The 23,515-nt window shown below is 44.4% G+C and carries 23 protein-coding genes; 6 read left to right on the forward strand and 17 right to left on the reverse strand.

Going from position 1 to position 23,515, the window contains the following annotated elements; translation table 11 throughout:
- Position 1: 1 nt before the first annotated feature.
- On the reverse strand, positions 2 to 1,225 hold the full coding sequence (arcA, locus tag IGI77_RS16365; RefSeq protein WP_010748983.1) for an arginine deiminase: 1,224 nt from the start codon (positions 1,223 to 1,225) through the stop codon (positions 2 to 4).
- 400 nt (positions 1,226 to 1,625) lie between these two features.
- Between arcA and IGI77_RS16370 the strand changes: the two genes are divergently transcribed.
- Positions 1,626 to 3,431, forward strand: a complete 1,806-nt coding sequence (locus tag IGI77_RS16370; RefSeq protein ID WP_010748984.1) for a M3 family oligoendopeptidase — start codon at positions 1,626 to 1,628, stop codon at positions 3,429 to 3,431.
- Between the two features lie 47 nt (positions 3,432 to 3,478).
- Here the strand turns inward: IGI77_RS16370 and IGI77_RS16375 are convergent, their stop codons facing one another.
- The 5 genes from IGI77_RS16375 to IGI77_RS16395 all read right to left on the reverse strand — a co-directional run bounded on the left by IGI77_RS16375 (position 3,479) and on the right by IGI77_RS16395 (position 7,808).
- A complete protein-coding gene (locus IGI77_RS16375; protein WP_010748985.1) occupies positions 3,479 to 3,946 on the reverse strand; it encodes a TspO/MBR family protein in 468 nt (155 codons plus the stop codon).
- Positions 3,947 to 4,190: 244 nt separating this feature from the next.
- Positions 4,191 to 5,276, reverse strand: coding sequence for a hypothetical protein (locus IGI77_RS16380; RefSeq protein ID WP_438770351.1), 1,086 nt, complete (start codon positions 5,274 to 5,276; stop codon positions 4,191 to 4,193).
- Between the two features lie 284 nt (positions 5,277 to 5,560).
- Positions 5,561 to 6,418: a glycosyltransferase family 8 protein gene (locus IGI77_RS16385; RefSeq protein WP_413129602.1), complete on the reverse strand. Its 858-nt coding sequence runs from the start codon at positions 6,416 to 6,418 to the stop codon at positions 5,561 to 5,563.
- 226 nt (positions 6,419 to 6,644) lie between these two features.
- The gene (locus IGI77_RS16390; RefSeq protein ID WP_010748987.1) at positions 6,645 to 7,166 is read right to left on the reverse strand and encodes an NADPH-dependent FMN reductase; all 522 of its coding nucleotides are present in this window, start codon (positions 7,164 to 7,166) and stop codon (positions 6,645 to 6,647) included.
- Between the two features lie 36 nt (positions 7,167 to 7,202).
- Complete coding sequence (locus IGI77_RS16395; protein WP_010748988.1) at positions 7,203 to 7,808, reverse strand: NADPH-dependent FMN reductase; 606 nt, start codon at positions 7,806 to 7,808, stop codon at positions 7,203 to 7,205.
- 201 nt (positions 7,809 to 8,009) lie between these two features.
- Between IGI77_RS16395 and IGI77_RS16400 the strand changes: the two genes are divergently transcribed.
- Together IGI77_RS16400 and IGI77_RS16405 are read left to right on the forward strand one after the other, a co-directional pair.
- Positions 8,010 to 8,855, forward strand: a complete 846-nt coding sequence (locus IGI77_RS16400) for a MarR family transcriptional regulator (protein ID WP_225001155.1) — start codon at positions 8,010 to 8,012, stop codon at positions 8,853 to 8,855.
- Positions 8,856 to 8,914: 59 nt separating this feature from the next.
- Complete coding sequence (locus tag IGI77_RS16405; RefSeq protein WP_438770352.1) at positions 8,915 to 10,666, forward strand: ABC transporter ATP-binding protein; 1,752 nt, start codon at positions 8,915 to 8,917, stop codon at positions 10,664 to 10,666.
- A gap of 41 nt (positions 10,667 to 10,707) precedes the next feature.
- On the opposite strand, the gene IGI77_RS16410 is transcribed toward IGI77_RS16405, so the two are convergent.
- Positions 10,708 to 11,073: a hypothetical protein gene (locus IGI77_RS16410; RefSeq protein ID WP_438770353.1), complete on the reverse strand. Its 366-nt coding sequence runs from the start codon at positions 11,071 to 11,073 to the stop codon at positions 10,708 to 10,710.
- Positions 11,074 to 11,235: 162 nt separating this feature from the next.
- On the opposite strand from IGI77_RS16410, the gene IGI77_RS16415 reads away from it, so the two are divergent.
- Both IGI77_RS16415 and IGI77_RS16420 read left to right on the forward strand, forming a co-directional pair.
- Positions 11,236 to 11,568 (forward strand): helix-turn-helix domain-containing protein, encoded by a 333-nt coding sequence (locus IGI77_RS16415; RefSeq protein ID WP_015510522.1) that lies wholly within the window; start codon positions 11,236 to 11,238, stop codon positions 11,566 to 11,568.
- A 5-nt stretch (positions 11,569 to 11,573) separates the two neighbouring features.
- The gene (locus IGI77_RS16420) at positions 11,574 to 12,050 is read left to right on the forward strand and encodes an ImmA/IrrE family metallo-endopeptidase (protein WP_034858679.1); all 477 of its coding nucleotides are present in this window, start codon (positions 11,574 to 11,576) and stop codon (positions 12,048 to 12,050) included.
- Between the two features lie 69 nt (positions 12,051 to 12,119).
- On the opposite strand, the gene IGI77_RS16425 is transcribed toward IGI77_RS16420, so the two are convergent.
- The 5 genes from IGI77_RS16425 to IGI77_RS16445 all read right to left on the reverse strand — a co-directional run bounded on the left by IGI77_RS16425 (position 12,120) and on the right by IGI77_RS16445 (position 16,351).
- A complete protein-coding gene (locus IGI77_RS16425; protein ID WP_438770354.1) occupies positions 12,120 to 12,932 on the reverse strand; it encodes a metallophosphoesterase family protein in 813 nt (270 codons plus the stop codon).
- A gap of 4 nt (positions 12,933 to 12,936) precedes the next feature.
- Entirely contained in the window at positions 12,937 to 13,719 is a 783-nt protein-coding gene (gene phnE / locus IGI77_RS16430) for a phosphonate ABC transporter, permease protein PhnE (RefSeq protein WP_010748972.1), read from the reverse strand.
- Positions 13,716 to 14,495 (reverse strand): phosphonate ABC transporter, permease protein PhnE, encoded by a 780-nt coding sequence (gene phnE, locus IGI77_RS16435; protein ID WP_438770355.1) that lies wholly within the window; start codon positions 14,493 to 14,495, stop codon positions 13,716 to 13,718. The genes phnE (IGI77_RS16430) and phnE (IGI77_RS16435) overlap by 4 nt, the downstream gene beginning before the upstream one ends.
- Positions 14,467 to 15,258 carry a phosphonate ABC transporter ATP-binding protein gene (phnC, locus tag IGI77_RS16440; RefSeq protein ID WP_010748970.1) on the reverse strand — a complete coding sequence of 264 codons (792 nt, stop codon included), beginning with the start codon at positions 15,256 to 15,258 and terminating at the stop codon, positions 14,467 to 14,469. The genes phnE (IGI77_RS16435) and phnC overlap by 29 nt, the downstream gene beginning before the upstream one ends.
- A gap of 160 nt (positions 15,259 to 15,418) precedes the next feature.
- Positions 15,419 to 16,351, reverse strand: coding sequence for a phosphate/phosphite/phosphonate ABC transporter substrate-binding protein (locus IGI77_RS16445; protein WP_005230658.1), 933 nt, complete (start codon positions 16,349 to 16,351; stop codon positions 15,419 to 15,421).
- Positions 16,352 to 16,547: 196 nt separating this feature from the next.
- On the opposite strand from IGI77_RS16445, the gene IGI77_RS16450 reads away from it, so the two are divergent.
- Positions 16,548 to 17,219 (forward strand): cyclic nucleotide-binding domain-containing protein, encoded by a 672-nt coding sequence (locus IGI77_RS16450; RefSeq protein ID WP_159161453.1) that lies wholly within the window; start codon positions 16,548 to 16,550, stop codon positions 17,217 to 17,219.
- A 187-nt stretch (positions 17,220 to 17,406) separates the two neighbouring features.
- Here the strand turns inward: IGI77_RS16450 and IGI77_RS16455 are convergent, their stop codons facing one another.
- The 5 genes from IGI77_RS16455 to IGI77_RS16475 form a co-directional block, all read right to left on the reverse strand.
- A complete protein-coding gene (locus IGI77_RS16455; RefSeq protein ID WP_438770356.1) occupies positions 17,407 to 19,278 on the reverse strand; it encodes a beta-glucoside-specific PTS transporter subunit IIABC in 1,872 nt (623 codons plus the stop codon).
- Positions 19,279 to 19,416: 138 nt separating this feature from the next.
- Positions 19,417 to 20,259 (reverse strand): BglG family transcription antiterminator LicT, encoded by an 843-nt coding sequence (gene licT / locus IGI77_RS16460; protein ID WP_016608476.1) that lies wholly within the window; start codon positions 20,257 to 20,259, stop codon positions 19,417 to 19,419.
- 278 nt (positions 20,260 to 20,537) lie between these two features.
- Complete coding sequence (rarD, locus tag IGI77_RS16465) at positions 20,538 to 21,443, reverse strand: EamA family transporter RarD (RefSeq protein ID WP_081116434.1); 906 nt, start codon at positions 21,441 to 21,443, stop codon at positions 20,538 to 20,540.
- A gap of 156 nt (positions 21,444 to 21,599) precedes the next feature.
- Positions 21,600 to 23,036, reverse strand: a complete 1,437-nt coding sequence (locus IGI77_RS16470; protein ID WP_236550388.1) for an MDR family MFS transporter — start codon at positions 23,034 to 23,036, stop codon at positions 21,600 to 21,602.
- Complete coding sequence (locus IGI77_RS16475) at positions 23,033 to 23,473, reverse strand: MarR family winged helix-turn-helix transcriptional regulator (RefSeq protein WP_005230651.1); 441 nt, start codon at positions 23,471 to 23,473, stop codon at positions 23,033 to 23,035. The genes IGI77_RS16470 and IGI77_RS16475 overlap by 4 nt, the downstream gene beginning before the upstream one ends.
- Between the last annotated feature and the right edge of the window lie 42 nt (positions 23,474 to 23,515).

The following is a 23,515-nucleotide window of genomic DNA, read 5'->3' on the forward strand; positions in this document are numbered from 1 at the left end:
ATTAAATATCTTCTCTGATAAATGGCATGCTCATGCAGCGAGGGCCCCCACGGCCGCGAACCAATTCACTGCCGGAGATTTTATGCAATTTGATGCCGGCTTCAGTTAATTTTTGATTGGTGATCGTGTTACGGTCATAGACCACGACTTCACCAGGTGCGATCGTCAAGGTATTGGAACCGTCATTCCATTGTTCCCGAGCTGCAGCGACCAAATCGTTCCCCCCACAGCGAATCAATTCCACTGCATCTAATTCTAAGTAGCGGCACAAAATGTTTTCTAACGTATCTTTTTCTTCTTTGATGGTTACGCCATCCCCGTCACGTGAGATTGAATAAACGGTCAGTTCTCCTTCAATTTCTGGATGGATCGTAAATTTGTCATAATCAACCATTGTAAATACCGTATCTAAATGCATGAATTTGCGTTCTTGACCAATATCAAAAGCTAAGACGTACTCAAAACTTGGTTCATGTTGGAACACATTACGAGCCAACTGTTCAATGGAAGTGGCATCTGTTCGTTGGGAGATCCCGATCGCTAACACTCGTTTTGACAGAACCAATTCATCGCCACCTTCAATTCGTGTTGGCTGATCACGGTCATAAAGCAAGTGCGGTGGCTGTTGTTGGAACATTGGATGATGAGCAAAAATGTATTTGCCATACAACGTTTCACGACGTCTTGTTTCTGAATACATGCGATTCAAGGAAACCCCGTTACCGATCGTCGCAAACGGATCGCGAGTGAAATACAAATTCGGCATTGGATCGATCAAAAACGGATACTGGTCATCCACAGCACCAGCTAGGCTTTGACTATGGGGCAATTTCAATTCATTTTTCGCTAGACCTGCCATCGTTTTATCGATGAATTGACGGTTATCTTCAAAAGATAAGAAATAATCGGTAATTTCAGCAATGATTTCTGGGCTTTGTAACGTTGTTTCTTCTAAATATTCCTTGATAAACTGCTCTTTGATTTCTTGACTAGTTAACGCTTCTGCTGCTAAATCTTCTAAATACAACACCTCCACATTATTATTACGCAATACATCGGCAAATTGATCATGTTCAGCCCTTGCTTGTTCCAAAAAGGGAATATCATCAAATAACAAGCGATTTAAATGATCGGGCACGAGGTTTTCTAATTCTCGACCAGGGCGATGGAGCATGACTTGCTTCAAGCGGCCGATTTCTGAAAAAACATGAATAGCATTTGACATTTCTTTACATCCTCCTTTGTTTTGATTACGCCTACATAGTACAAGAATGTATGCGCTTACCAAGCGACGTATTTCGCCTTCATTATGCAAAGATTTTGTCATTATGCAATAAAGAGTGAATATCTTCTTGCGAGCGTTTTTTTACTCGTTGTTATTTTTTTATATGTAATATTTATTCAGCAATTTTTAAATAAGAATTTGATGAGAATGAAAAAATGATCGATTTTGTTCTTTTCTTTGATTTTGACGTCCCCGACCAATGCAGGCAAAGCTTACGAAAGAAAAGAACTTTTTCAACCAACAGCTTTCCTTTTTCGATTAAAAAAATCCGATGGTTGCGACTAAATGTGGCTATGCTATACTTAATAAGATCGTAGGAAAAGAAAGGGGTTTGATAGGAATGACCTATTCAATCAATTGGGATCTAGAAACAATTTTTCCAGGAGGCAGTGATTCTGTTCAATTAAAAGAACGCATGAGCCAGCTGGAAGAAGAAATCAAAACTTACCGTGAAAAAGTTGACGCTTGGGCACCAAACGCTACAGACAATGCGACAAAATTAGAGGAATTAATCGAACTTTCTGGCACAATCAATCAGGGATTTTCACAATGTGGCAGCTTTATCAATGCCTTGCTTTCAGCGAATGTCAACGACAGCAAAGCCAAAATCCTGACAGGCGACCTCTACGCAAAACTGCCAGCATTGCAAGCAGCACAAACCGTTTTCTCGAAAAAATTGACAGAAATTTCTGAGGATGATTGGACTGCGTTACTTACAGCGGAAAACTTAGCACCAATCGCTTTTCGTCTAAGCGAGATTCGTCGCGACGGCAAAGAATTGTTATCTGAAGCAGAAGAAACCATCATCAACACGTTAAATTTAGATGGCTTAAATGCTTGGAGCCAACATTACGATACGATCGTTGCCTCGATCGAAATTCCTTTCCTTCAAGAAGACGGCACGACGATCAACTTGTCCGCTGGTCAAGCCTTCAATAAAATGATGGGTGATCCAGATCCAGAAGTTCGTGCACGTTTATTTGACACTTGGGAAAAGACTTGGGCAGAAAAAGAAGACCTCTTTGCAGATACCTTGAACCATTTAGACGGCTTCCGCCTTTCTACCTTCAAGCTTCACGGGGTCACTGATTACTTGAAGGAACCATTAGAATACAATCGTCTGCAAAAAGCGACATTGGATGCTATGTGGGGCACGATCCAAAAGAACAAACAGCCGATCGTTGATTTCTTGACCCGCAAAGCCCAGCTTTTCGGCAAAGAAAAAATGGAATGGCAAGATCAAGATGCGCCGATCATCCTTGGTGACATGGAAGAAAGAACCTACACCTTTGATGAAGCAGCTGACTTTATTTTGACCAACTTCCGTAAGTTCAGTCCGAAAATGGCTGACTTTGCCCAAGTTGCTTTTGAAAAAAGCTGGATCGAAGCAGAAGATCGTCCTGGCAAACGTCCTGGCGGCTATTGCACCAGCTTGCCAGAAACCAAAGAGTCACGTATTTTCATGACCTACAGCAATTCAGTCAACGAAGTAGCGACGCTTGCCCATGAGTTAGGTCACGCGTTTCACAGCAGCGTTCTTTGGGAGCTACCAGAATTAAACCGCAACTATGCCATGAACGTTGCCGAAACAGCAAGTACCTTTGCTGAATTGATCGTTGCTGATGCAACCCTCAAAGAAGCGACAACGAAGGAAGAAAAAATCAATCTATTGGATGCCAAAATGCAAAATGCGATCGCGATGTTCATGAACATCCATGCACGCTTTATTTTTGAAAATAGCTTTTACCAAGCCCGTCAAAACGGCTTAGTTTCAGCGGAGCAAATCACGGAAATGATGACAGCGGCGCAAAAAGAAAGCTATGCGGATGGGTTAGCAACTTATCATCCACATTTCTGGGCAGCCAAATTGCACTTCTTTATTGATGATGTGCCATTTTACAACTTCCCTTACACCTTTGGTTACCTCTTTAGCATGGGGATCTATGCGTATGCCAATGAAAAAGGGTCTAGCTTTGAAGAAGAGTACATTGCTTTATTGCAAGATACTGCTTCAATGACGACGGAAGAACTGGCGCAAAAACACCTTGGTGTTGATTTAACAAAACCAGACTTCTGGCAAGCAGGGATCGACATGGTCCTAAAAGATGTTGCCAGCTTTATGGAATTGACTGAAGACTATATCTAAAAGAAAAAACCCTCTTCCAACACGACGCTTGGAAGAGGGTTTTTCTATCAGGCATTCAATAAAGTTAAGCCAATCGTTAAGTAGCCTGCGTACAGACACCAAATCAAATAAGGAATAAACAAGTACATTGCTTTTTTGTCGATGCGAGCAAAGAGGATCATACAAATAATCACTGATAGGACTAACAAGACAATAATGACCGTTCCTGCCCAGTAAGCATTCCAGCCAAAGAAAACGATACTCCACAAGAAGTTTAGTACTTGCTGGATCGCAAAGAAGATATAGGCATTCTTTTTAAGCGCTGGATTGACTTTGGCTACGATCAACAGATACAACGCTGTTCCCATAAAGGCATACAAAATCGTCCAAACGATCCCAATGATCCCACCAGGAGGGGCTAAAAAGGGTTTTTCCATTTGCGCATACGTTCCAGCGATGTCTCCTGCAAACAAACTCGAGATGATTCCTGTTGCTTCGATGCCGATCACACAGACCAGCCAAATCAAAAATTTCATGTTCTCCACTCCTTCTTTTTTTCATGACGCTCTCATTTCATCGTACCATCGAATCGAAAAAAAGCAGAATAGAACGCTTAAAAAAAGAAACGCCCGTGTGGACGTTTCTTTCTTGTTCCTTGCAATTTATGCTGCTTGCTCCCCTTCTTGGGCTTCTTGCTTGACTAGTCCTGCATCATAAGAACGAGCGAATGGGAAGTAGATCAAAAAGGCCGCTTCACGTAACTACAACGAGTTCGACTTCCTAATCTTCAACTTCCGTATAGCCGTAGCCCTCATATAATTGAATGACTGACTCTAACGAATAGGTGGAATCTTTCGTGTCTTTGATGGTTACCAAATCTGCGACATTCACTCGGTTCTCTTCATCAAGATATAAATCTGAAAAACCAATAATTGCAGTGTATTCTTTTTTAAGTTTCCCTTCTGTTCCTCCAGAGTACTCTTTTATACTGAAAATCTTGATCAAATTACCATTGTTTGTAATAGAACGATAACCAAATAAATTTTGACTGTCGTTATCTTCTCTAGTGAATTGGCGATAAAGCAATTTTTCTTCCTTGATCTCATAACGAGTTCCAACTTCTTTATCAGCCCACCAATCCTTATACGTGCGAGTAGTTTCTTCATCGATCATTCGCTTTATATCTTCTAAATTAGCAATATCTCCCGCCTTTTCAGCGACTTCGGCAAGTCCTTTTACTTCAAACCTTGGATCAAAACTGTCCTCTAACAGGTATCCATGTTGAACCAGCCGATCTTGCAATTCAGCGGATACTTCGATTTTTGCAGTATCGCCATTTTTAAATTCTCCATCTCCAACTAATTGGAAAGGAAGTCCACCTAGTTCATCAGGGAGCGTGTTGTCGATTTGCGCTTCTCCGCGGCCGCTTACCCCATTAAAGTTGACTACGAGGTGTTTTTCAACCTCCTCACTTGTCAGCCATTTCGGTTCATCAAGTCCTTCCACCGTCACTTCTTTTTCTCCGCCTGTCAGGTTTTTCACTTTAGTCAAATCAACAGAGACCAAGAGTTTGACAGTGTCGCCGTTTGACAGATCCAAGGAATTATCAAAAGATATTTCAAGTATATCTTCAAATTCCTCATTATCATAAACGTGCATATCGTCCTCAAATTCAATTTCTAGGTCATTTTCATATAAATAGGTATGTAACCGATCATAGTTGATTGAATAAGAAGCAAATCCTCGTGTATCTAATCCTTGAAATTCAACATCAATAAAATCTATCATATCAACATTGCTCTGAGCGCACCCTGCTAGCCCTAAAAAGCTAACCATTACAACCAATACCAAAACCAACTTTTTCATTTCTTCCTCCTTATTGTTCATAATAATAAATAAAAAAAGGTTATAAATGCTTTTTATGACCATTTTTCAAAAATTATACCACATGTATCTATGAACGGTTAAGAAAAAATCATCTTTTCGCCTTTTCTAGTTTCTGCTTTCCTCAGACAAATGAAAACGAGATGATCGAATAAGACGATTTTCGAGAGTCAGACTAATTATGAACTCTTCGCTGCAAACTATCGATGCTGAAAAAAAGAGACGCAAAAAAGTGATGAAACAAGTACGCCCATCACTTTTTACATCTATAATCTTTGGTGTTTTTCACTTTGACTTGATCTGCCCTCTTCAAACTTCCGTCGTTCATTTTCCACATACTTGTATAGCGCCCCGTAGCGGCTGCGGTAGCCTTTTTTCCATGGCTTCTCTTTGCCGCAAAAATGTAACAAAACGGTATGCTCAATGACCCAATCCAAGCTCCATTCCCCTAAACTGATCGTTTCATAGGTACGGTTTTTTCGTACGTCATAGTTGTAGAGCTGATCAGGGATCGCCAGCACCCGATCGCCGTACAACCCATTCAAAATGTCTTGATCTGGCAAAAAGAGGTTCAAATGATTTTTCTCAATGAACGCTGCGATCTCTGCTTCTTTGACCTCTTGCCGCAGCTGGTGCACATTCATCAGCAAAACACCTGAATTATAGTAGCCTTCCGACTCATAATTGCGTAACCGGACTTTATTGATGACTGTTGTTACTTCTGTCAGCTTAGAATGGCTGGCGGCGGCATACAGAAAATCCCCTAACGTCAGCTCATACAAGGGGCGTAAATCATTGATGCACAAAATATCCGCATCCAGATACAGGATTTTTTCCACCTGCTGCGGCAAGTAATTTTGTGCCAATAATCGATAGTAGATCGACTCAGGGTAGCGATCACTAACTGGCGCGGTTTTAAAAATCGAGCCAGAACCGATGATGATGGGATGATAGGTCATCGCCAGCTTTTGACAAAAAGTCTCCAGCTCTGCAGCATGGCTCAATTCTTTTTCTTGTAAGACATAGACATCAAAGGATGCTGCTGTCGTATGACGTTTGATTGAATATAACGTTGTTTTTAATTGTTCACTGAATCGATCATCAATCGCAAAAAGTAGATTCATGCTCTTGTTCACTCCTCTGTTACTGGCTGCGTGCAGGTTTTTGGAAAAAAATCGATTGCTGTTGCACGCAGCTTCTGTTCTTCTAGTATACCCGATTTTTGGTCTTTCTTTCAGTGAAACACCCTTGCCAATCGAACCCTTGCTTGGCAGACGCCAAAAAAGCTGTTCCATCCATGGGATGAAACAGCAAAGGATCGCTTATAAATGATTGTGTCTTAAAAACAGATCAGCGGATCGTTGCAAAAGCTTTTGACCACAACAACAATTCATCTAGCATATCATTGACACCCGCAGCCATGTGCGCACCGGGTTTGAAGGTACTGAAACTTTCAAAATCAGTAAATAAGTTGAAGGCTGGGTTGGTCCGCACGGTGGCAACTTTTTGTTCAGCTAATACGTTGCGCAATTGTTCAGCGGCCCGAATCCCACCGCCAGAACCGTAGCTGACGATCCCAGCTGCTTTATCAAACCATTCTTCCCGAGCAGAATCTACGGCATTTTTCAAGGAAGCTGCAAAACCGTGGTTGTATTCTTGCACGATGAAGATATAGCCATCTAATTCAGAAATTTTTTTGTTCCATGCCAGGTTTGGCTCAGCCGTTCCCATAAATGGTAGATCAAATGCCTTTACATCAACGATCTCAAACTGATGCTCTGACCGTTGATTAGCAATTTCTTGAATATATGCTCCGACTTGCGGACTTACGCGTCCTTCTCTTGTACTGCCTAAAATAATACCAAATTTCATGATAGGTTCCTCCTAAGATTGTTTTCGTTTGTTTTTTTAACGATTGGCAAATGTGTCTGCCCAGTCCAATAATTCCGTCAACATGTCGTTCATTCCTGCAGTCATATGCTCGCCAGGGGTAAAGGTGGCAAAGTTTTCAAAATCAGTAAATAAGTTGAAGGCAGGATTGGTGCGCACCGTGGCTACTTTTTGTTCCGCCAAAATCAAGCGAACTTGCTCAGCGGCACGAATCCCTCCTGCCGAACCATAGCTGACGATCGCTGCTGCTTTGTTAAACCATTCCTCTCGAGCGCTGTCCAACGCATTTTTCAAGGAAGCTGATATGCCATGATTGTATTCTTGTACGATGAATAGGTAGCCGTCTAACTCAGCGATTTTTTCGTTCCACGCTTGGTTCACTTCACCTGTCCCCATAAATGGCAAGTCATAGTCTTTGATATCAATAATTTCAAACGAGCGGTCGCTATGCGCGCGTGCTGTTTGTAAAACATAATTGGCTACTTGCGGACTCACGCGGCCTTCTCTCGTACTGCCAACGATGATCCCGATTTTTTGCGCTTTTTTCTTTTCAGGGGTGCGATACACCTCTTTAATTACTTCTTTTTCAATTATTTGTTCTTTTTTCCCAAATCCAAAGACCATTCTTTTGTACTCCTTTTGTTGTGGTTTCTTTAACGATGGACTCAGCATACCAAACTTACTTTTAGTAAGTCAATCATTCTGCTTACTTTTTGTTAGAAAAAAATCTCAGCTGCTTCTTATTGACATTCGTTCGGTACCGAACTATAATCAACTCATCGATATCGTTAGGTACCGAACGATAAACCAAAAGGAGTGTACACCATGAGTACAATGACCGACCACTTAATGAAACAGCTTCGTTTTATCAGCGAAGCCAGCAATGCCTTTATGAGTCAAAACAACCAGCGCCTTTCGGGACAGCAACGTGTCCTGGCCGTTTTAAATTTAGAAGACGGCTTGGTGCAAAGTTATCTTGCAGAAGTCTTAGACCTACGGCCAAGCTCTCTAGCGGAACTATTGAAGAAAATGGAAAATAGTGGCGATATTCATCGCAAAGAAGATGCTGCTGACAAACGGATCAAACGAATCTACCTGACAGAAACTGGAAGAAAAAAAGCGGAAAAATTACTAGCACAAAAAGAAGCCACCAGCAGTCAGTCGTTTTTTGCTGGGCTCTCAGAGGAGGAACAAACCGAATTTGCTCGTCTGCTTGAAAACATCGCCGCTGGGTGGGAGACGGACTTCCAACAGCAGGCACAACGCTTTATTGACCCAATGGATCGTTTGCAAGCCATGCAAGAGATTCGGGAAGAAATGATGAAGCAATGGGACGGAAATTGGCAGGAAATGTCGAATGAGGATCGTCGAAAAATGAGGCAACAAATGAAAGATACTTGGCAAGAAATGGGCGTTGATGAGCGACGCAAAATGAAAAAACAGATCAAGGAAGCCATGCGGCAAATGCCGTTTCCTGGACATCGCGGCATGGTTGGCAATCGACCATTTGAGCCGTTTGGGCCGTTTGATAATAGCGAGGCGAATGATCCACGGTACACATGGGTAAAAGGCAACTTTTTTGATGCCTACGGGTTTGGACAAGACCGCAAAGCAAGACCGACTTCCGCTTCTAAAGACGAAGCAGCCGAGGAGGATTGGCAGGATTTCTAATAACACCTAATTAAAAAGAAAAAGCGGTGAGCCATCTTGCTTGCTGCGGAGGAAAACGAATGGAAACAACGACACCAACAGTGAACAAAAACAAATTTAAAATGAAAGACTTTATCCACCTGATCGTCAGTGTCAATCCTAAGAAAGGCTTGTTTCTTTTAGGGATGCTCTTTAGCCTGATCACAAGTGCCGCCAGTTTGGTCGTGCCGCAGCTGACGAAAACACTGGTCGATGCCAGCGGCACCCCCACGTTCAGCACCTCCATGCTGGTCGTTTTGATCCTAGCCTTTGTGCTGCAGTTAGGCGTAGGGACTTTAGGCGGCTTTCTCTTGCGCTATGTGGGAGAAAGTGCTGTGAAAACGTTGCGGGAACGTCTTTGGAAACATCTGCTGCATTTGCCAGTCAGCTATTTTGATGACCACAAGTCGGGGGAAAGCAGTTCGCGACTCGTCAATGATACGTCAGTGATCAAAGAACTAGTCACCTCGCAATTTCCCAGCTTTGTCACTGGCTTGATCCAATTGATCGGTTCGATGATCATCTTGTTTTTGATGGACTGGAAGATGGCTGCGATCATGTTCAGTGCGGTGCCTTTGATCACCTTGATCATGTGGCCAATCGGCAAGATCATGTCAAAACTGGGACGCCAGTTGCAAGCAGCGACCGCCGATTTCAATGCGGATGCCAGCGAAAAGCTCTCAGAGATCCGTTTGATCAAAGCCAGCAACGGAGAAGCCAGTGAACAAGAAAACGGTCGGCGCAACATTGGGGTAATTTTTACCCTCGGGGTCAAGGATGCGAAAGTCAGTGCGATTTTGCAGCCAATCATGACGACGGCCATGCTGGGCTTACTCGTAGGAATCCTCGGTTATGGCGCGATCCGTGTGCAAGCCGGCACCTTGACGAGCGGCGCATTGATCGCTTTTCTACTGTATCTCTTTAATATTATTGCGCCTGTAACGACGTTTGCGATGTTCTTTTCACAAGTCCAAAAAGCGATGGGTGCTACGGAACGGATCCAAGAAATTTTGGATACGCCGCTGGAGCCGATCCAGGCAGCACCCAAAGCCGCCATCGATGGCGCAGTCTTACGAGCAGAACAAATCGATTTCAGTTACGATCCCAAACGGCCGATTTTGCAAAACATTTCTTTTGAAGCCAAACCCAACACCGTGATTGCTTTTGCAGGACCAAGCGGCGGCGGAAAATCCACGATTTTTGCTTTACTGGAACGCTTTTATGAGCCCACCAGCGGGCGCTTGCTGATTGGAGATCAGCCGATAGCTGACATTGATCTGCAAAACTGGCGGGCACAGATCGGCTATGTTTCCCAAGACAGTGCGGTCTTTGCTGGTACGATTCGGGAAAACTTGCAATACGGATTGGGCCGGACGCTGTCAGAGGAGGAATTGTGGCAAGGACTGGCATTGGCTTATGCCGATCAGTTCGTCCAAGAGTTCCCCGAAAAACTAGAAACACAAATCGGTGAACGCGGCGTCAAACTATCTGGTGGTCAAAAACAACGGATCGCCATCGCTCGAGCATTCTTGCGGGATCCCAAGCTGCTGATGCTGGATGAAGCGACTGCCAGCCTAGATTCTCAGTCAGAAGAAAAAGTCCAGCGGGCGTTGGATCATCTGATGGAAGGACGTACGACATTAGTGATCGCTCATCGCTTATCGACCATCGTGGATGCCGACCAAATCTACTTTATAGAAAAAGGCACCATTACCGGTCAAGGTACCCATGCACAATTGATCAACAACCACCCGCTTTATGCTGCCTATGTCAATGAACAAATGATCAACTAATCGAAAAAACTGCTTATTGACGGATAAGCAGTTTTTTTCTATTAGCCAACGGCTGAATGTTGCTTCTCTTCACGCATGTCAGGCACTTGATTTACTCGCTGCAATTCTTTCAGCACCTGATTTTCTGCCCGCAAAAAATCCCGTTCGCTTTGGGCAGTAGCAAGCTTTCCTTGATAAACTAAGACTTCTTCTTGGTAGGTTTTAGTGGTCTTTTGGACTTCTTCTTCTAACTGATCGATTTTATGGGTCAATTCTTGATTGATCTGTTCATATTTTAGGTAAAGCTTCTGGGCATTTTCGATATTCGTTTGTTCCAAATTCGCTTTGCTGGATACTCGGGTAGCCAAATAAGTAAGTACACCAGTAATGAGTGACGGCAAGACAACTGTTACGATCGATGTATCCATGATCCTCCCCCATTCTTTTGATACGATTCATATCATCTGTTTCCAGTATAAAAGATACGATTCGTATCGTCAACTAATGTGATATTTTTTATATCGAATAATACAAAAATAGATACAAATTATATCTAACGTGCTATACTACAAAAAAGGAGGCGATCACTCATGCTTGGCGAACGGCTAAGAACACTCAGACTACGAACCAATCAAACCCAACAGCAGATCGCAGATCAGCTGGGAATCACCCGCGCAGCGTATTCTCATTTCGAAAATGATCGTAACGAACCCGATGGCGAGACCATCGTCAAACTCGCGGAGATTTTTCAAGTATCCACCGATTTTTTATTAGGCAGACAAGTCCCGGCAGGCTTTACGCAGCCCTCTGCAAAAGTTCAAACCGTTGCGGCCCATATTGATGATGACGTCACCGATGAGCAGATGGAAGATATCCTCAGCTATATTGAATTTATAAAACAGCGGCACGCCCAAAAGGAATGATGGAAATGGATAAAGTAGAAGAACTGATGGCCGCCTACCCAGACTTGCACTTTATTTTCGATAAAAATATGCCTGATGGTCAGCAAGGATTGTACATCGATCACCATATTTACTTGAACCCTGACCAATCACAAGAAGACCTCTTGAGCACCATCGGTGAAGAAATCGGTCATTATCTGACCAGTGCTGGCGACATTACCGCCCAAGACACCAACGAAAAACGCAAACAAGAACGCAAAGCCCGCGACATTGGTTCTGCGATCGTGGTCACGCCCTATGATATCATCGCTTGTTTTGAAGAAGGATGCAAAACATTGGCGGCATGCGCTGATTTTTTAGGGGTTCCCCCACAAACCTTCAAAGACGCGGTCACCTATTATGCCCGACGTTTTGACGGTATCAAAACCGAAGAAAATTATACCTTGTTTTTTCATATCGACGGCACGATTGAAGTTGTCAAAACCTTTGGCAATCAAGGCTAAGCCTTTTTCACAGAAAAACAGACGTTCCTTTCCTGCTGCTAAAGGCAGCGTTGACGGAACGTCTGTTTTTTATCCTTGCATGTTGACCCGCATCAATACACGGTTCGGTCGATAGTTTTCTGAGGATTGATGAACCAATGCACCTTCCTCAAAACGATACAAATTGTATCCATAGCGTTCTTCAAAACGGACCATCCCATCGCCTTCATCTTCCCCGACAAACGACATACTTGCCACAGTATAGTAAGGAATCCCTGCGATCGTTCCCGTAAACGCATGATGGGTATGTCCACTGAGAATACAAGAGATTTGATACTGCTGCAATAATGCCACCAAACGATTGGCACCGGCCCATGCCGGCGTGCTTGCTTGGTCGGGCAACAAATGATGGTGCGTCACAAAAACGATCTTTTTCTCTTTGAGCTGCGCCAGCGTGGCTTGCAGCCATTCAAACTGTCGCTCATCTACGATACCGTCGGCATAGCCATAGCAGGAATTATCGAAAGTCACGATCGCCAATGCCTCCGTTTCATAGACTTGATTAAAAGGTGTATCACTGGCGGTTTCTACTGACTTGCCTTGCCAGCCTTGGCGAAAATGCCGTTTGATATCATGATTACCTAGCGTTACTACGATGGGCGCTGAGCCAAAGGCTTTTTCTAAATATTGCTTCAAAGAGGCATAATCGGCAGGCGCGCCATCTTCGGTCAAATCGCCGCTGATCACCACCAAATCGATCGCTGCTCGCGCCTTGGCATCTTGGATACACTCTTCAAGAGGAATCAAAGGATTTTGCATGGCTGCCAGCATTCCTTGATACCCTTCTTCACAAGGCAGGTAACTTTCTCGAAAATGGATATCTGATATATGCAATACATTCATAGGTTTATCTCAATTTCTTTCTGATGATTCCAGTCAACTGGTCTAATAAGAAGACGGTCACAACGACGCCCAACAAAATAATACTTACCTTGCTCCAGGTTCTGGTTTGAATAGCAAAAATCAATGGTGCACCGATCCCGCCAGCACCGACTAACCCTAATGTTGCCGCACTGCGGACCGCAATTTCAAAATGATTCAATGCAAAGGAACTATAGATGGGTGCTAAGTAAGGGACCCGCACGAAAAACATCGTCTGCCAAAAATTGGCACCGACGGCTTGCATCTCTTCCGTCAAGCGCTCATCCATGGCTTCCATTTCTTCGGTAAACAACTTGCCCAGCATACCGATCTGGTGGACACCGATCGCCATAACTCCAGCAAAAGGTCCTGGACCTACCACACGGACAAAAATAATCGCATAAACCAGCTCGGGAAATGCCCGCAAGATATTGCAGATCATTTTGCCGATTTTTGCGACCCAGGGTGTCGAGGTCCATAGGTTGGCGGCACTCAGCAAGGTCACTGGAATCGCGCAGACTGTTGCGATCATCGTTCCTAGACAAGCGATCCCGATCGTCAGTAACAACAAGCTCCACAGATCTTCCCCACTGCCGTCATAAAAGAAGGACCAGTCTGGCTGACTCAGCCCTTGCAAGACATCTCTTCCCATCGCTAAGGAAAAGGTGCTTAATCCAGAATAATCCAGCGTCGCAGCGGATAAAACTAGTAAAACAGCAAAGAGTCCCCATAACAGCCAAGTCGTTTTCTTCACTTCTCTGATCATCATAGGAAAGACCTCCTTACCCGCTCACTGAGAAAATCAACGATCGCTACTGTCAGCAAAATCGTCAAGATAATGATCGAGACCCGCTCATAATTCAACAATGCCAATGAGGCGTTCAAGATGACCCCGATCCCGCCGGCACCCACATACCCTAACACCGTCGAAGCTCGAACATTGACTTCAAAGGCATAAAAAGTATAGCTGGCAAACTGGCTGATGACTTGGGGAATGATCGCCCAAACGGTCACTTGAAATTTATTCGCTCCTACCGCCGCTGCTGCTTCGATCGGCGCAAAATCAATGGTTTCGATCGCTTGGAACATCAACTGTGAAACCATACCAAAGGTAAAGACCGCGATGGTCAAAACACCAGTGGCTTCACCGACCCCAAAAATCGCTACGAACAATGCCGCCAACAATAGATTGGGGATCGTCCGCACCAGCCCTAAGAGAAAACGCATTGGCACCGAGACCCAACGGCTTTCTGTCACGACTGTTGTCGCCAACAGACTCACCGGTATCGCTGCGACTACTCCTAAAACGGTGCCTAAAAAGGACATCTGCAATGTCTTGATCAAGGGCATCATCAGTTGCGGTAGATAACTAAAGTCTGGGTGCAAAAAGCGAGCCATGAAAGCCGTCATCTGGCTGCGATTCGACCACACTTGTGCAAAATCAGCCCCTGTGATCCAGGCACTACTTTGAAAAAAGAGCAGCAATAAAAGAACCAGCAGCAGGTGCTTGTACCAATTAAAATGAACTGTTTCTTTCAGTCTCATCGATTTCTCCTGCCTTTTCTTCAAAAATTGCTTTCCCATAGATTTGTTCTAAACGCTGATCTGTCAAAGCGGCTGCGTTGCCGTCAAAAACGATCGCACCTGCTTTTAAGGCAATGATCCTTGTCGCATACTGACGAGCCAAGGGAATCGAATGCAGATTGATGACAATCGTTTTGCCCATTTCTTGATTGATCTTCTTCAGATCCTCCATCACTTTCTCTGTCGTGATGGGATCTAGTGATGCCACAGGTTCATCTGCTAAAATCACCGGCGCTTGTTGGACCAAGGCACGGGCGATGGATACCCGCTGCTGTTGCCCCCCACTCAACTGGTCACTTCTCGTTTGCAGTTTGTCTGACAAGCCGACCGTCGCTAGCGCTTCTTTCGTTCTTTCGTAGTCTTCTTTCGTAAACAACCCTAAAATACTTTTCCAGGTCCCGTAATACCCCAAACGCCCAGACAAAACATTTTTTTGAACGGTACTGCGTTTGACCAAATTGAAGCTTTGCGAGATCAATCCGATTTGTCGACGAATCAAGCGCAATTCCTTTTTATTGGCTTTCGTGACTGATTTGCCGTCTATCCGGATATCTCCTTCTGTGATTGGCACTAAGCGATTGATTGAGCGTAAAAAGGTACTCTTACCAGCACCGCTCAAGCCAATGATGGCCACAAATTCACCTTGCTCAATCGTCACATCTATGTTCTGTAATCCTTTGACCCCATTTGGGTAGACTTTGGATACATTCTCAAAAGTTATCATCTGTTTTCTCCATTATGTAGGGACCGCGGCAAAGTTTCCCCAATCGGTCACGGTCTATTTCACTAAAAAATGCACTGGTACTGCGTATTCCACCTATTCCCCTAGTAAATCGCTGCACATCTCCGTGTCCCGTTATCCTTCTACCGCAATCCCTGATTTTTTACTCTGCTGCTCGTTGTGTATAATCGCGAATGGTATCGTAAGCAGAATCTGCTGCTTCTTCATACCCTTGGTGTCCCCACAAGCTCATTGCTTCGGCACCCTCTTCATCATCTGCCATGTTCAAGAACACTTCTTTGATCTGCTCTTTTAGTTCAGCATCCATTGACGGTTGGACGGCAATGGCGTCATTTGGAATATCCCCTTCAGTCAAGTAAAGGACTTTTAGGTCTTTGAATAAGTCGTTGTCTGGGAAGCTTGACGCAAAGACATTTCGTGCCCCTTGAAACACAAAGGCGGCATCCATCTGACCATTCAAGACTGCAGTGATTTCACTTGGAATATCATTCACCGTCGTTAATGTAGCATCCGTCGTTGGATCAACGCCTGCATCTTTCAACTCGGCAACTGGGTAAATATAGCCGCTGGCAGAGTTTGGACTCAATGTGGCGATTTTTTTCCCTTTTAAGTCCGTCAATTCTGTCATGTCGCTATCCGCACGGACCAAGATTTCCCCTTTGAAGGTATTGGTTTTTTCCCCTTCTAATGGCAAGCCCGTCTCTGGATCATAAGCACCTAATTGAGAAGTCAAAATCGCTTCAGCTGCATCCATGTCTTTGGCTTGAACATAAGCGGCTGGCGGCATGATCCCTAAATCAACTTGTCCAGAAGCCATCGCTTCTACGATCGTCGAATAATCCGTTGCTAACGTTACTTCTACTTCACGGTCTAATTTTTTTGATAAATACTCAGCAAACGGTTTTGCTTTGGCTTGCATCGAGCCGTCATTATTGGTCGGTACGAATTGTACCACCAGCTTTTCTTTTTCGGCTGCGGCACTGCTGTCGCTGCTGCTGCTCCCATTCCCACAGCCGGTCAATGCGGCAACTAACGCAATTCCTAACATTCCTTTAACAATTCGTTTCAATGGCATTTTTTCTCCTCCTAATGGTTTGAAGCTTTCTTACATTCAAATCATACCAAGTATCCCGTCAAAATGAAGTGACACATGTCCTATTTTACCTTATTTTTACATACAATTTACATTAGATTTTATTTATCGTTCGTGTTGAGTCAAAAGGGGAACTAAGCTATACTTAAAGAAAACCATTCAGGAGTGGCTGATTTCCATGAAAAAAATCGATGATACCGTACGCCTCAGTAATTACATTGACACATACGATCTGCAATCTTATATGGACAATGATTTGTTAGCGATGGCCACTTTGCATTCCTTTGAAAAAGAAGAGCACCTGATTCGAACGGGTACGCCTTCTGAATACTTGTATTTTCTCGTAGAAGGAACCGTAATGGTCTATTCCTTCTCTTCGGATACCCAAACGATTTGTATTGATTACGCCAAGCCAGCTGCACCATTAGGAGAAGCTTCCTCTTTATGGGAACTCTTGCCGAAAAGCAGTGTCAAAGCCGCTTCTGCTTGCGTCTGTGTCTGCATCCCTTTGAATCGCTACCGCAACACCTTGCAACAAGACGTCCGCTTTTTGCAAACCATCTGTCAGTTGCTCAGTTCCCGCTTGAATTCGGGGATCAACTTAGCGAATTCATTGACGGAACCTGTAGAGACACGGTTGGCCAAATTTATTCTTGCGCATCAAGAAAATCAACACTTTTCCTTTCAGTTGACCACCTGTGCCGCAATCTTGAATGTCAGCTATCGCCACCTGCTGCGAACCTTTACCAGCTTTCGGGAAGACAAGCTGATCGAAAAACAAAAACAGGGCTATGCAATTCTCGATTTCCCCGCTTTAGAGTCGCTTGCCGAAAATTTAAGCCATGTGTAAGGAACAGTCCCCAAGAATGTTCGGGTTTTCCCTGAGTAGGCGTTCCTGATGTTGGTCTTGCCCTTAACTCGCGCTGTGACAAGCGTTTGCCACCAAATAAGGCAAGCGAGAAGGGCAACTGCGCCTTATTTTCTTACAAAAAACCCGGTCCTTGCTGATATTCAGTCGAGGATCGGGTTTCTTTTGCTTATTTTACGATGGCTAAGAAGTCTTCTCCTTGCAAGACATCGGTTTGGTTCATATCCATCACATCTAAATATTGCGGGGTGTTCGTCACAACGATCGGTGTGATCGTAGATAAGCCAGCTGCTTTGATCGTATCTAGATCAAACTTCACTAACAAATCGCCACGTTTGACTTGATCGTCTTGTTTAACAAAGACCTTAAAGCCTTTGCCATCTAGTTCCACAGTATCCATACCAATATGCATCAGAACTTCGGCTCCATCCGTGGTGGTCAAACCAACGGCATGGCCGGTAGGAAAGAGCGTCGTGATGGTGCCATCTGCTGGCGCATATAAAGCCCCGACAGTTGGTTCGATAGCGATACCTTTTCCTAATGCACCAGAAGAAAAGACTTGGTCTTTGACTTCTGCTAAGGGAACCACTTTGCCTTCTAACGGACTGCTGAGGATCACTCGTTCTTTAGACGAACTCTCTGTGGGTGCTGCTGGCTCTTTTGCTGGTGCTACACTGGCATCAGTTGCTGGCTGATCTTCAAAACGTAAGAAGAAGGTCAAGACAAACGCTGCGCCAAAAGCGATAGCCGTGCCGATCGAAGCTGCGATCAGACCACTTAAATCTTTCGTATCTTGTGGGATAAAGGACGGCAGACTTAGTAAGCTGACTAACCCAAAGGTATAGTTTTCGACTTGGCTGAAGCCAATGAAGGCACCACCGAGGGCACCACTGATACACGCGGCGATAAATGGTTTTTTCAATGGCAAAGTCACCCCATACACCGTCGGTTCTGTGATCCCAAAAATTGAGGTGATTGTTGAAGAAAGGGCCAAGCCTTTCAATTTCACATTTTTTGTCATAAAGAACACTGCTAGCGCTGCACCCCCTTGAGAAAGGACAGCTGGCAATAGCATTGGTACCATGGTATCGACACCAGTTTGGCTGAGATTCAACATGATGATCGGTACAAAGCCCCAGTGCATGCCAAACATCACAAAGACTTGCCATAAACCACCCATGACAGCGCCAGCGATCAGTGGGCTGAAGTGGTAAATGCTGTCATAGGCACTACCTAACAAGTTTCCTAAAATCGTTCCTAGTGGACCGACGACAATAAAGGTCAATGGCGCCATGATCAAGAAGACCGCTAAAGGCACACAGATGATCTGTAAGAAGCTAGGAATGACTTTTTTAAAGAAACGCTCCACATAGCTTTGTAAAAAGACCGCTAATATAATCGGAATGACGGAAGACGTATAAGCACTCGCACCAATAATGACCGGAAGGCCTAAGAAACTCAACGTTTGCCCAGCTAAAGCGGTGATGTCTGGATGAACCAACGCCATCGCTAAGGAAACCGCTAGAAATTCATTGGTACGAAACTTCTTCGCTGCAGTAAAAGCCAACATCACTGGTAAATAGGTAAATAACCCATCGGCAATCGCATACAATACGGTGTAGACCCCAGAATCAGCCGCTAACCAATTCAAGGTGACTGCCAGCGTCAAGAATCCTTTTAAGACCCCGGCACCTGCCATTGCGCCTAAAAATGGCGTAAAGATCGACGAAATAATATCCACCAGTTGATTCAACAAATTGCCTTTGTCGCCTTTGCTGTCTGCTTCGCCATCAAAGTTCGCTACTCCATTCAATTCACGGTAAACGTCACTGACATGACTGCCGATCACCACTTGGTATTGTCCGCCGCTTTGAACGACTTGGATCACATCGTCGTCTTGATTCAAGCGTGCCGTATCCGCTTTGTGCTCATCTTTTAATTTGAAACGCAAGCGGGTCGCACAATGCACCACGCTGTTGACATTTTCTTTGCCGCCCACCGCATCAAGGACGCGAACGGCAATCTCTTTATTTGAACTCATTTTTTCAACACTCCTTTTTTTAATAAAAAAACCCAGATTGAAAAAACGACCGTCTAACGAGTTTTTTCCTCGCTGACTGTTGTCTTTTCAATCTGGGTATTGCCTGCCTGACAGTAACAATCCGTTAATGATTGAATGTTAATTGGTTTGATCATTGACGACACGTTCGATGTGGATCGTTAAGTAGATCATTTCTGATTCACCGATCGATTTGTCGTAGGTTTTGATCAAGTACTCGTTGATCCGTTGGACCGTTTGAAACGCTTTAGGGTACTTCGATTGCACAAGGGCAAATAAAAATTCATCTTTTTCCCCCGAAAGTTCATCGCTTAAATAACGCTGCGCAAAATACTGCAAATGCGTGGTGATCCGTTGATAATTCAAGGAATCTGGGTTAAAGACTCGTCCATAAAAGCGACTGATGATCGCCAGTACGTCACGTACGATTTCTACCGCTTGCATCGTGGTTTCCATCGTGCCATTGGCTTGTTCGCTATTGACAATATGAAAGGCGATAAAGCCGATCTCCGATTCTGGCAATGTAATCCCGAAGACTTTTTCAAAATAAGCAACGGCATCTGCTGCAACCGCATACTCTTTCGGATAAAACTTGCGGGTCTCAAACAACAATGGATTCGGCAGCTCAATGCCTTCACGTGCCCGAACCAGCGCATAATGGATATGGTCGGTCAGGGTCAAATAAATATTTGGCGACAGCTCGATCCCCAAGGATGCTTCTGCATCATCCACCACTTGCTTGACGGCTTCGACTTCTTCCACAGGAATGTCTGAAAACAATTGCTGAAACTGATTTGCAGTAAAGGTATCCTTTAACACAAATTCTTTTTCGACAAAGGCTTCATCCACTGGATCGCCGACTTTTTTCTTAAACGCAATGCCGCGACCCATATAGATCACTTCCTGACCGGCATCATTGGTCGAGATGACGACATTATTATTTAAAATTTTTCCAATAATCATCGCTTTCCCTCACTCCAAAATAAAAAAACCTAGAATCTCCCCGTTAGCGCGCTGCGGTCAATTCTGGTTTTGCCTGCCGAACAGTAACAATCCTTGTAACTGAAAGAATAATAACACACCCCTGTGGCAGATGCAACCCTTTTCAAGCAGAATTTCTACAACGGGTTTTTCCTTTGTTATACCATTGAAGCGTTCTCCTTGCAACATCCTTCACTACCTAAAATGCTTTGTTTTTTAATAAAAAAAGGAACGGCCCAGCTGCAGCCATTCCTGATGTATCAAAGTTGCTTTCTTTGCTGTCCCATGCGCCGCTCTTTCATCGCCGTTCCTAACGTACCATAGGTGAAGACCGCGATCCCCAGCCAAATAAACGCAAAGGCGGAAAATTGGGCCAGTGAATAGGTTTCGTGAAACAAAAAGATGGCTAACAAAAGCATGATCGTCGGGTTGACGTATTGAATAAACCCAAGCGTAATGTAAGAAACATTTTTCGCAGCTTCCGCAAACAGCAGCAGCGGAATAGCCGTCACGATCCCAGCACCCACCAATAAGAGATTGGTTTGCCAGGGATAATTCATAAAGCCGACGGTTGAAAATCCTAAAATATACACGAGGGCAAAGGGGAAAATCACCATCGTTTCGATCGTTAACCCAGTAACCGAACTAATGGGGATTCTTTTTTTGATCAAGCCATACGTACTAAAGGAAAAGGCCATGATCAGTGAGGCATAAGGAATCGTTCCTGTTTGGATCGATAATAAGATCACCCCGATACTTGCCAGCAGACACGCCAGCATGCCAGTACGACTAAGACGTTCCTTCAAAAAAACGGTCGCTAACAAGACATTGACAAGCGGATTGATATAATAGCCTAAGCTGGCTTGCATCACGTGGCCCGCACTCACCGCGAAGATAAAGGTGAACCAGTTGATGGAGATCAGCACAGAAGCTAAAACGATCAGTCCAGCAAATGCTTTGTTCTTCCATAGTAGACGCGCTTCTTGTAAAAATTGCGTTTTCTTCCCAGAAAGCACGATAAACAACACCATAAAAACAAAGGACCACACGATTCGGTAGCACATCGTTGCTAATGGCGAAACCCCAACGATTATTTTCCAATATAGTGTGACCAAGCCCCACAAGACATAGGCAGACAACCCAAAATAAACGCCTTTATTCTTCATTTTCTCCCTGATTTTTTTCCATTAAAACAAGTCTTTAATGAAAAAAAATACTCCTCCTAAACCATAAGTTATCTTATTATATCGAATTTTTTGGTTTTTCATAGAGTTTCATGAAATAAATCAAGAAAAGCACCCTTCAAAGAAAGGTGCCCCACTTTATTCCAGTGGTTCTTCTGCCCCTTCTAGCCAAACGGCTTCTGGCTTCTGATCACGAATCAAGAATAGCCCCGTTGCAAACAGCAGTCCAGAAGCGATCGTCATCAATAAGAAAGAAACATTCATCCCATGAAGCAGTGCACTTGTTCCTGTTAAGGTCGTGCTTTTTTGCGCCACACTATTCATGATCCCGACAAATAATGCTGTCCCGATGGCGCCTGCCACCGTTCGCAAAGAAGTCAATAACGCTGTTCCATGCGCCGTCAGCTGCGGCGGAATATTTTTATTTCCCCATGTCACGAAGGGCATCAACAAACAACCTGTGGCGGCACAGCGCAGCATGTTCAAAACCACTGCTACCCAAATACCCGTGTGCATATGGATAAAATACATGCCGATGTTGCTCAAGACCAGTGAACCGCCGCCAAAAAGCGTCAACAGACGGATGCCGACTTTGTCATAGATTCGCCCAGCCACGGGACTTAAGAAAGCCGAGACCAGAGAGCCTGGCAAAACGACTAATCCCGAGATCGTCGCTGATTTGCCTAAAATCGACTGCACGTATAGCGGCATCAGCATCGCCGAACCCATCAAGACCAAGTAAAGCATGATACTGCCAAAGACACTGATGGCATACTCTTTTGTTTTTAAGACCCGCAGATCCAAAAATGGAGTTTCCGCTCTTAACTGACGGAAGACAAAGAAGATCCCTGCTACCAAACCGAGCCCTAAGGTTCCTAAAACGGGTAAGCTGAAAAAGCCATAGCTGCCGATATTGCCAAAGCCTAAAGTAATCCCACCAAAGGCGAAGGCACTCAAAACAAAAGAGGTCTGATCAAATTTGCTGTTGCTTACTGGCAACACATCATCAAAAACCTTTATGGCCCAAATCAGTGAAATCAAAACAATCACGGCAACGATATAAAAAATCGCATGCCAGTTCAAGCGGTCCACGATCACCCCAGCAAGAGTCGGTGCGATCACGGGTGCCGCGGTGATCGATAGTCCATACCAGCCCATCACGACACCAATACGATTGATCGGATAGATCGATAAGAGGATCACTTGCGCCATTGCGGTCAAGATTCCATTGCCTACGGCCTGCAAAATACGAGCAAGCATCATGACTAGAAAATTGGGCGCTGCAGCACAAAGCAGCAAGCCCACCAACGCAATTCCTAAGGCAGCGAGATACAGCTTTTTGGTTGGCACACGATTCATAAGATATGCCGTCAAGGGCATAACGATCGCCATCGCCAAGGAATAACCGCTAGTCAGCCATTGTCCCGTAGTGACGGAAATCTGCAGGTCAGTGACGATGGCGGGTAAAGCCGTCGTCAAGGCGGTCGCCAACATGGATACGGCAATACATGTAATCATTAAATTAATAAAAATCAGTGTCCGCTGACGTTCCGTTCGTTGGACTGTTTCACTCAATCAACGTCCGCCTCCTTCTCAAGATAAAACTGTTCGATTTTTGCTAAGGCTTGACCAAAGGCTTGTTTTTCTTCTGCCGTCAAATAGGTCAGCATTTCTTGGTGCGCCTTGCTGCGTTTTTCTTTCATTCGCTGTGCCTCTTCCTTGCCTGCTTCCGTCAGCGAAATCAGATGGCTGCGTTTATCTTTCGGATCGACTTCTTTTTGGATCAGCCCTTTTTCAGCCAGTTTCTTTAGTAGTTCGCCAGTGGATGTCGAACGGATCGCTAAATACGCGGCGAGATCTTTTTGGGTCAACGTCCCTTTTTCGTCCAATACCAGTAGGCAATTGAACTGTCCCCGACCTGGCATAAAACGCCCATATTTTTGTTCCGCATACCGCCGATTTAATTTATACACTTCAAACAATCGTTCCACGATTTCTTGTTCGGAAACCATCGACCTTCAGCTCCTTTCGCCTCTTCACTATTTAGATAGGTA

The organism is Enterococcus sp. DIV0213h (assembly GCF_051711285.1).
Lineage (GTDB): Bacteria > Bacillota > Bacilli > Lactobacillales > Enterococcaceae > Enterococcus_D > Enterococcus_D casseliflavus.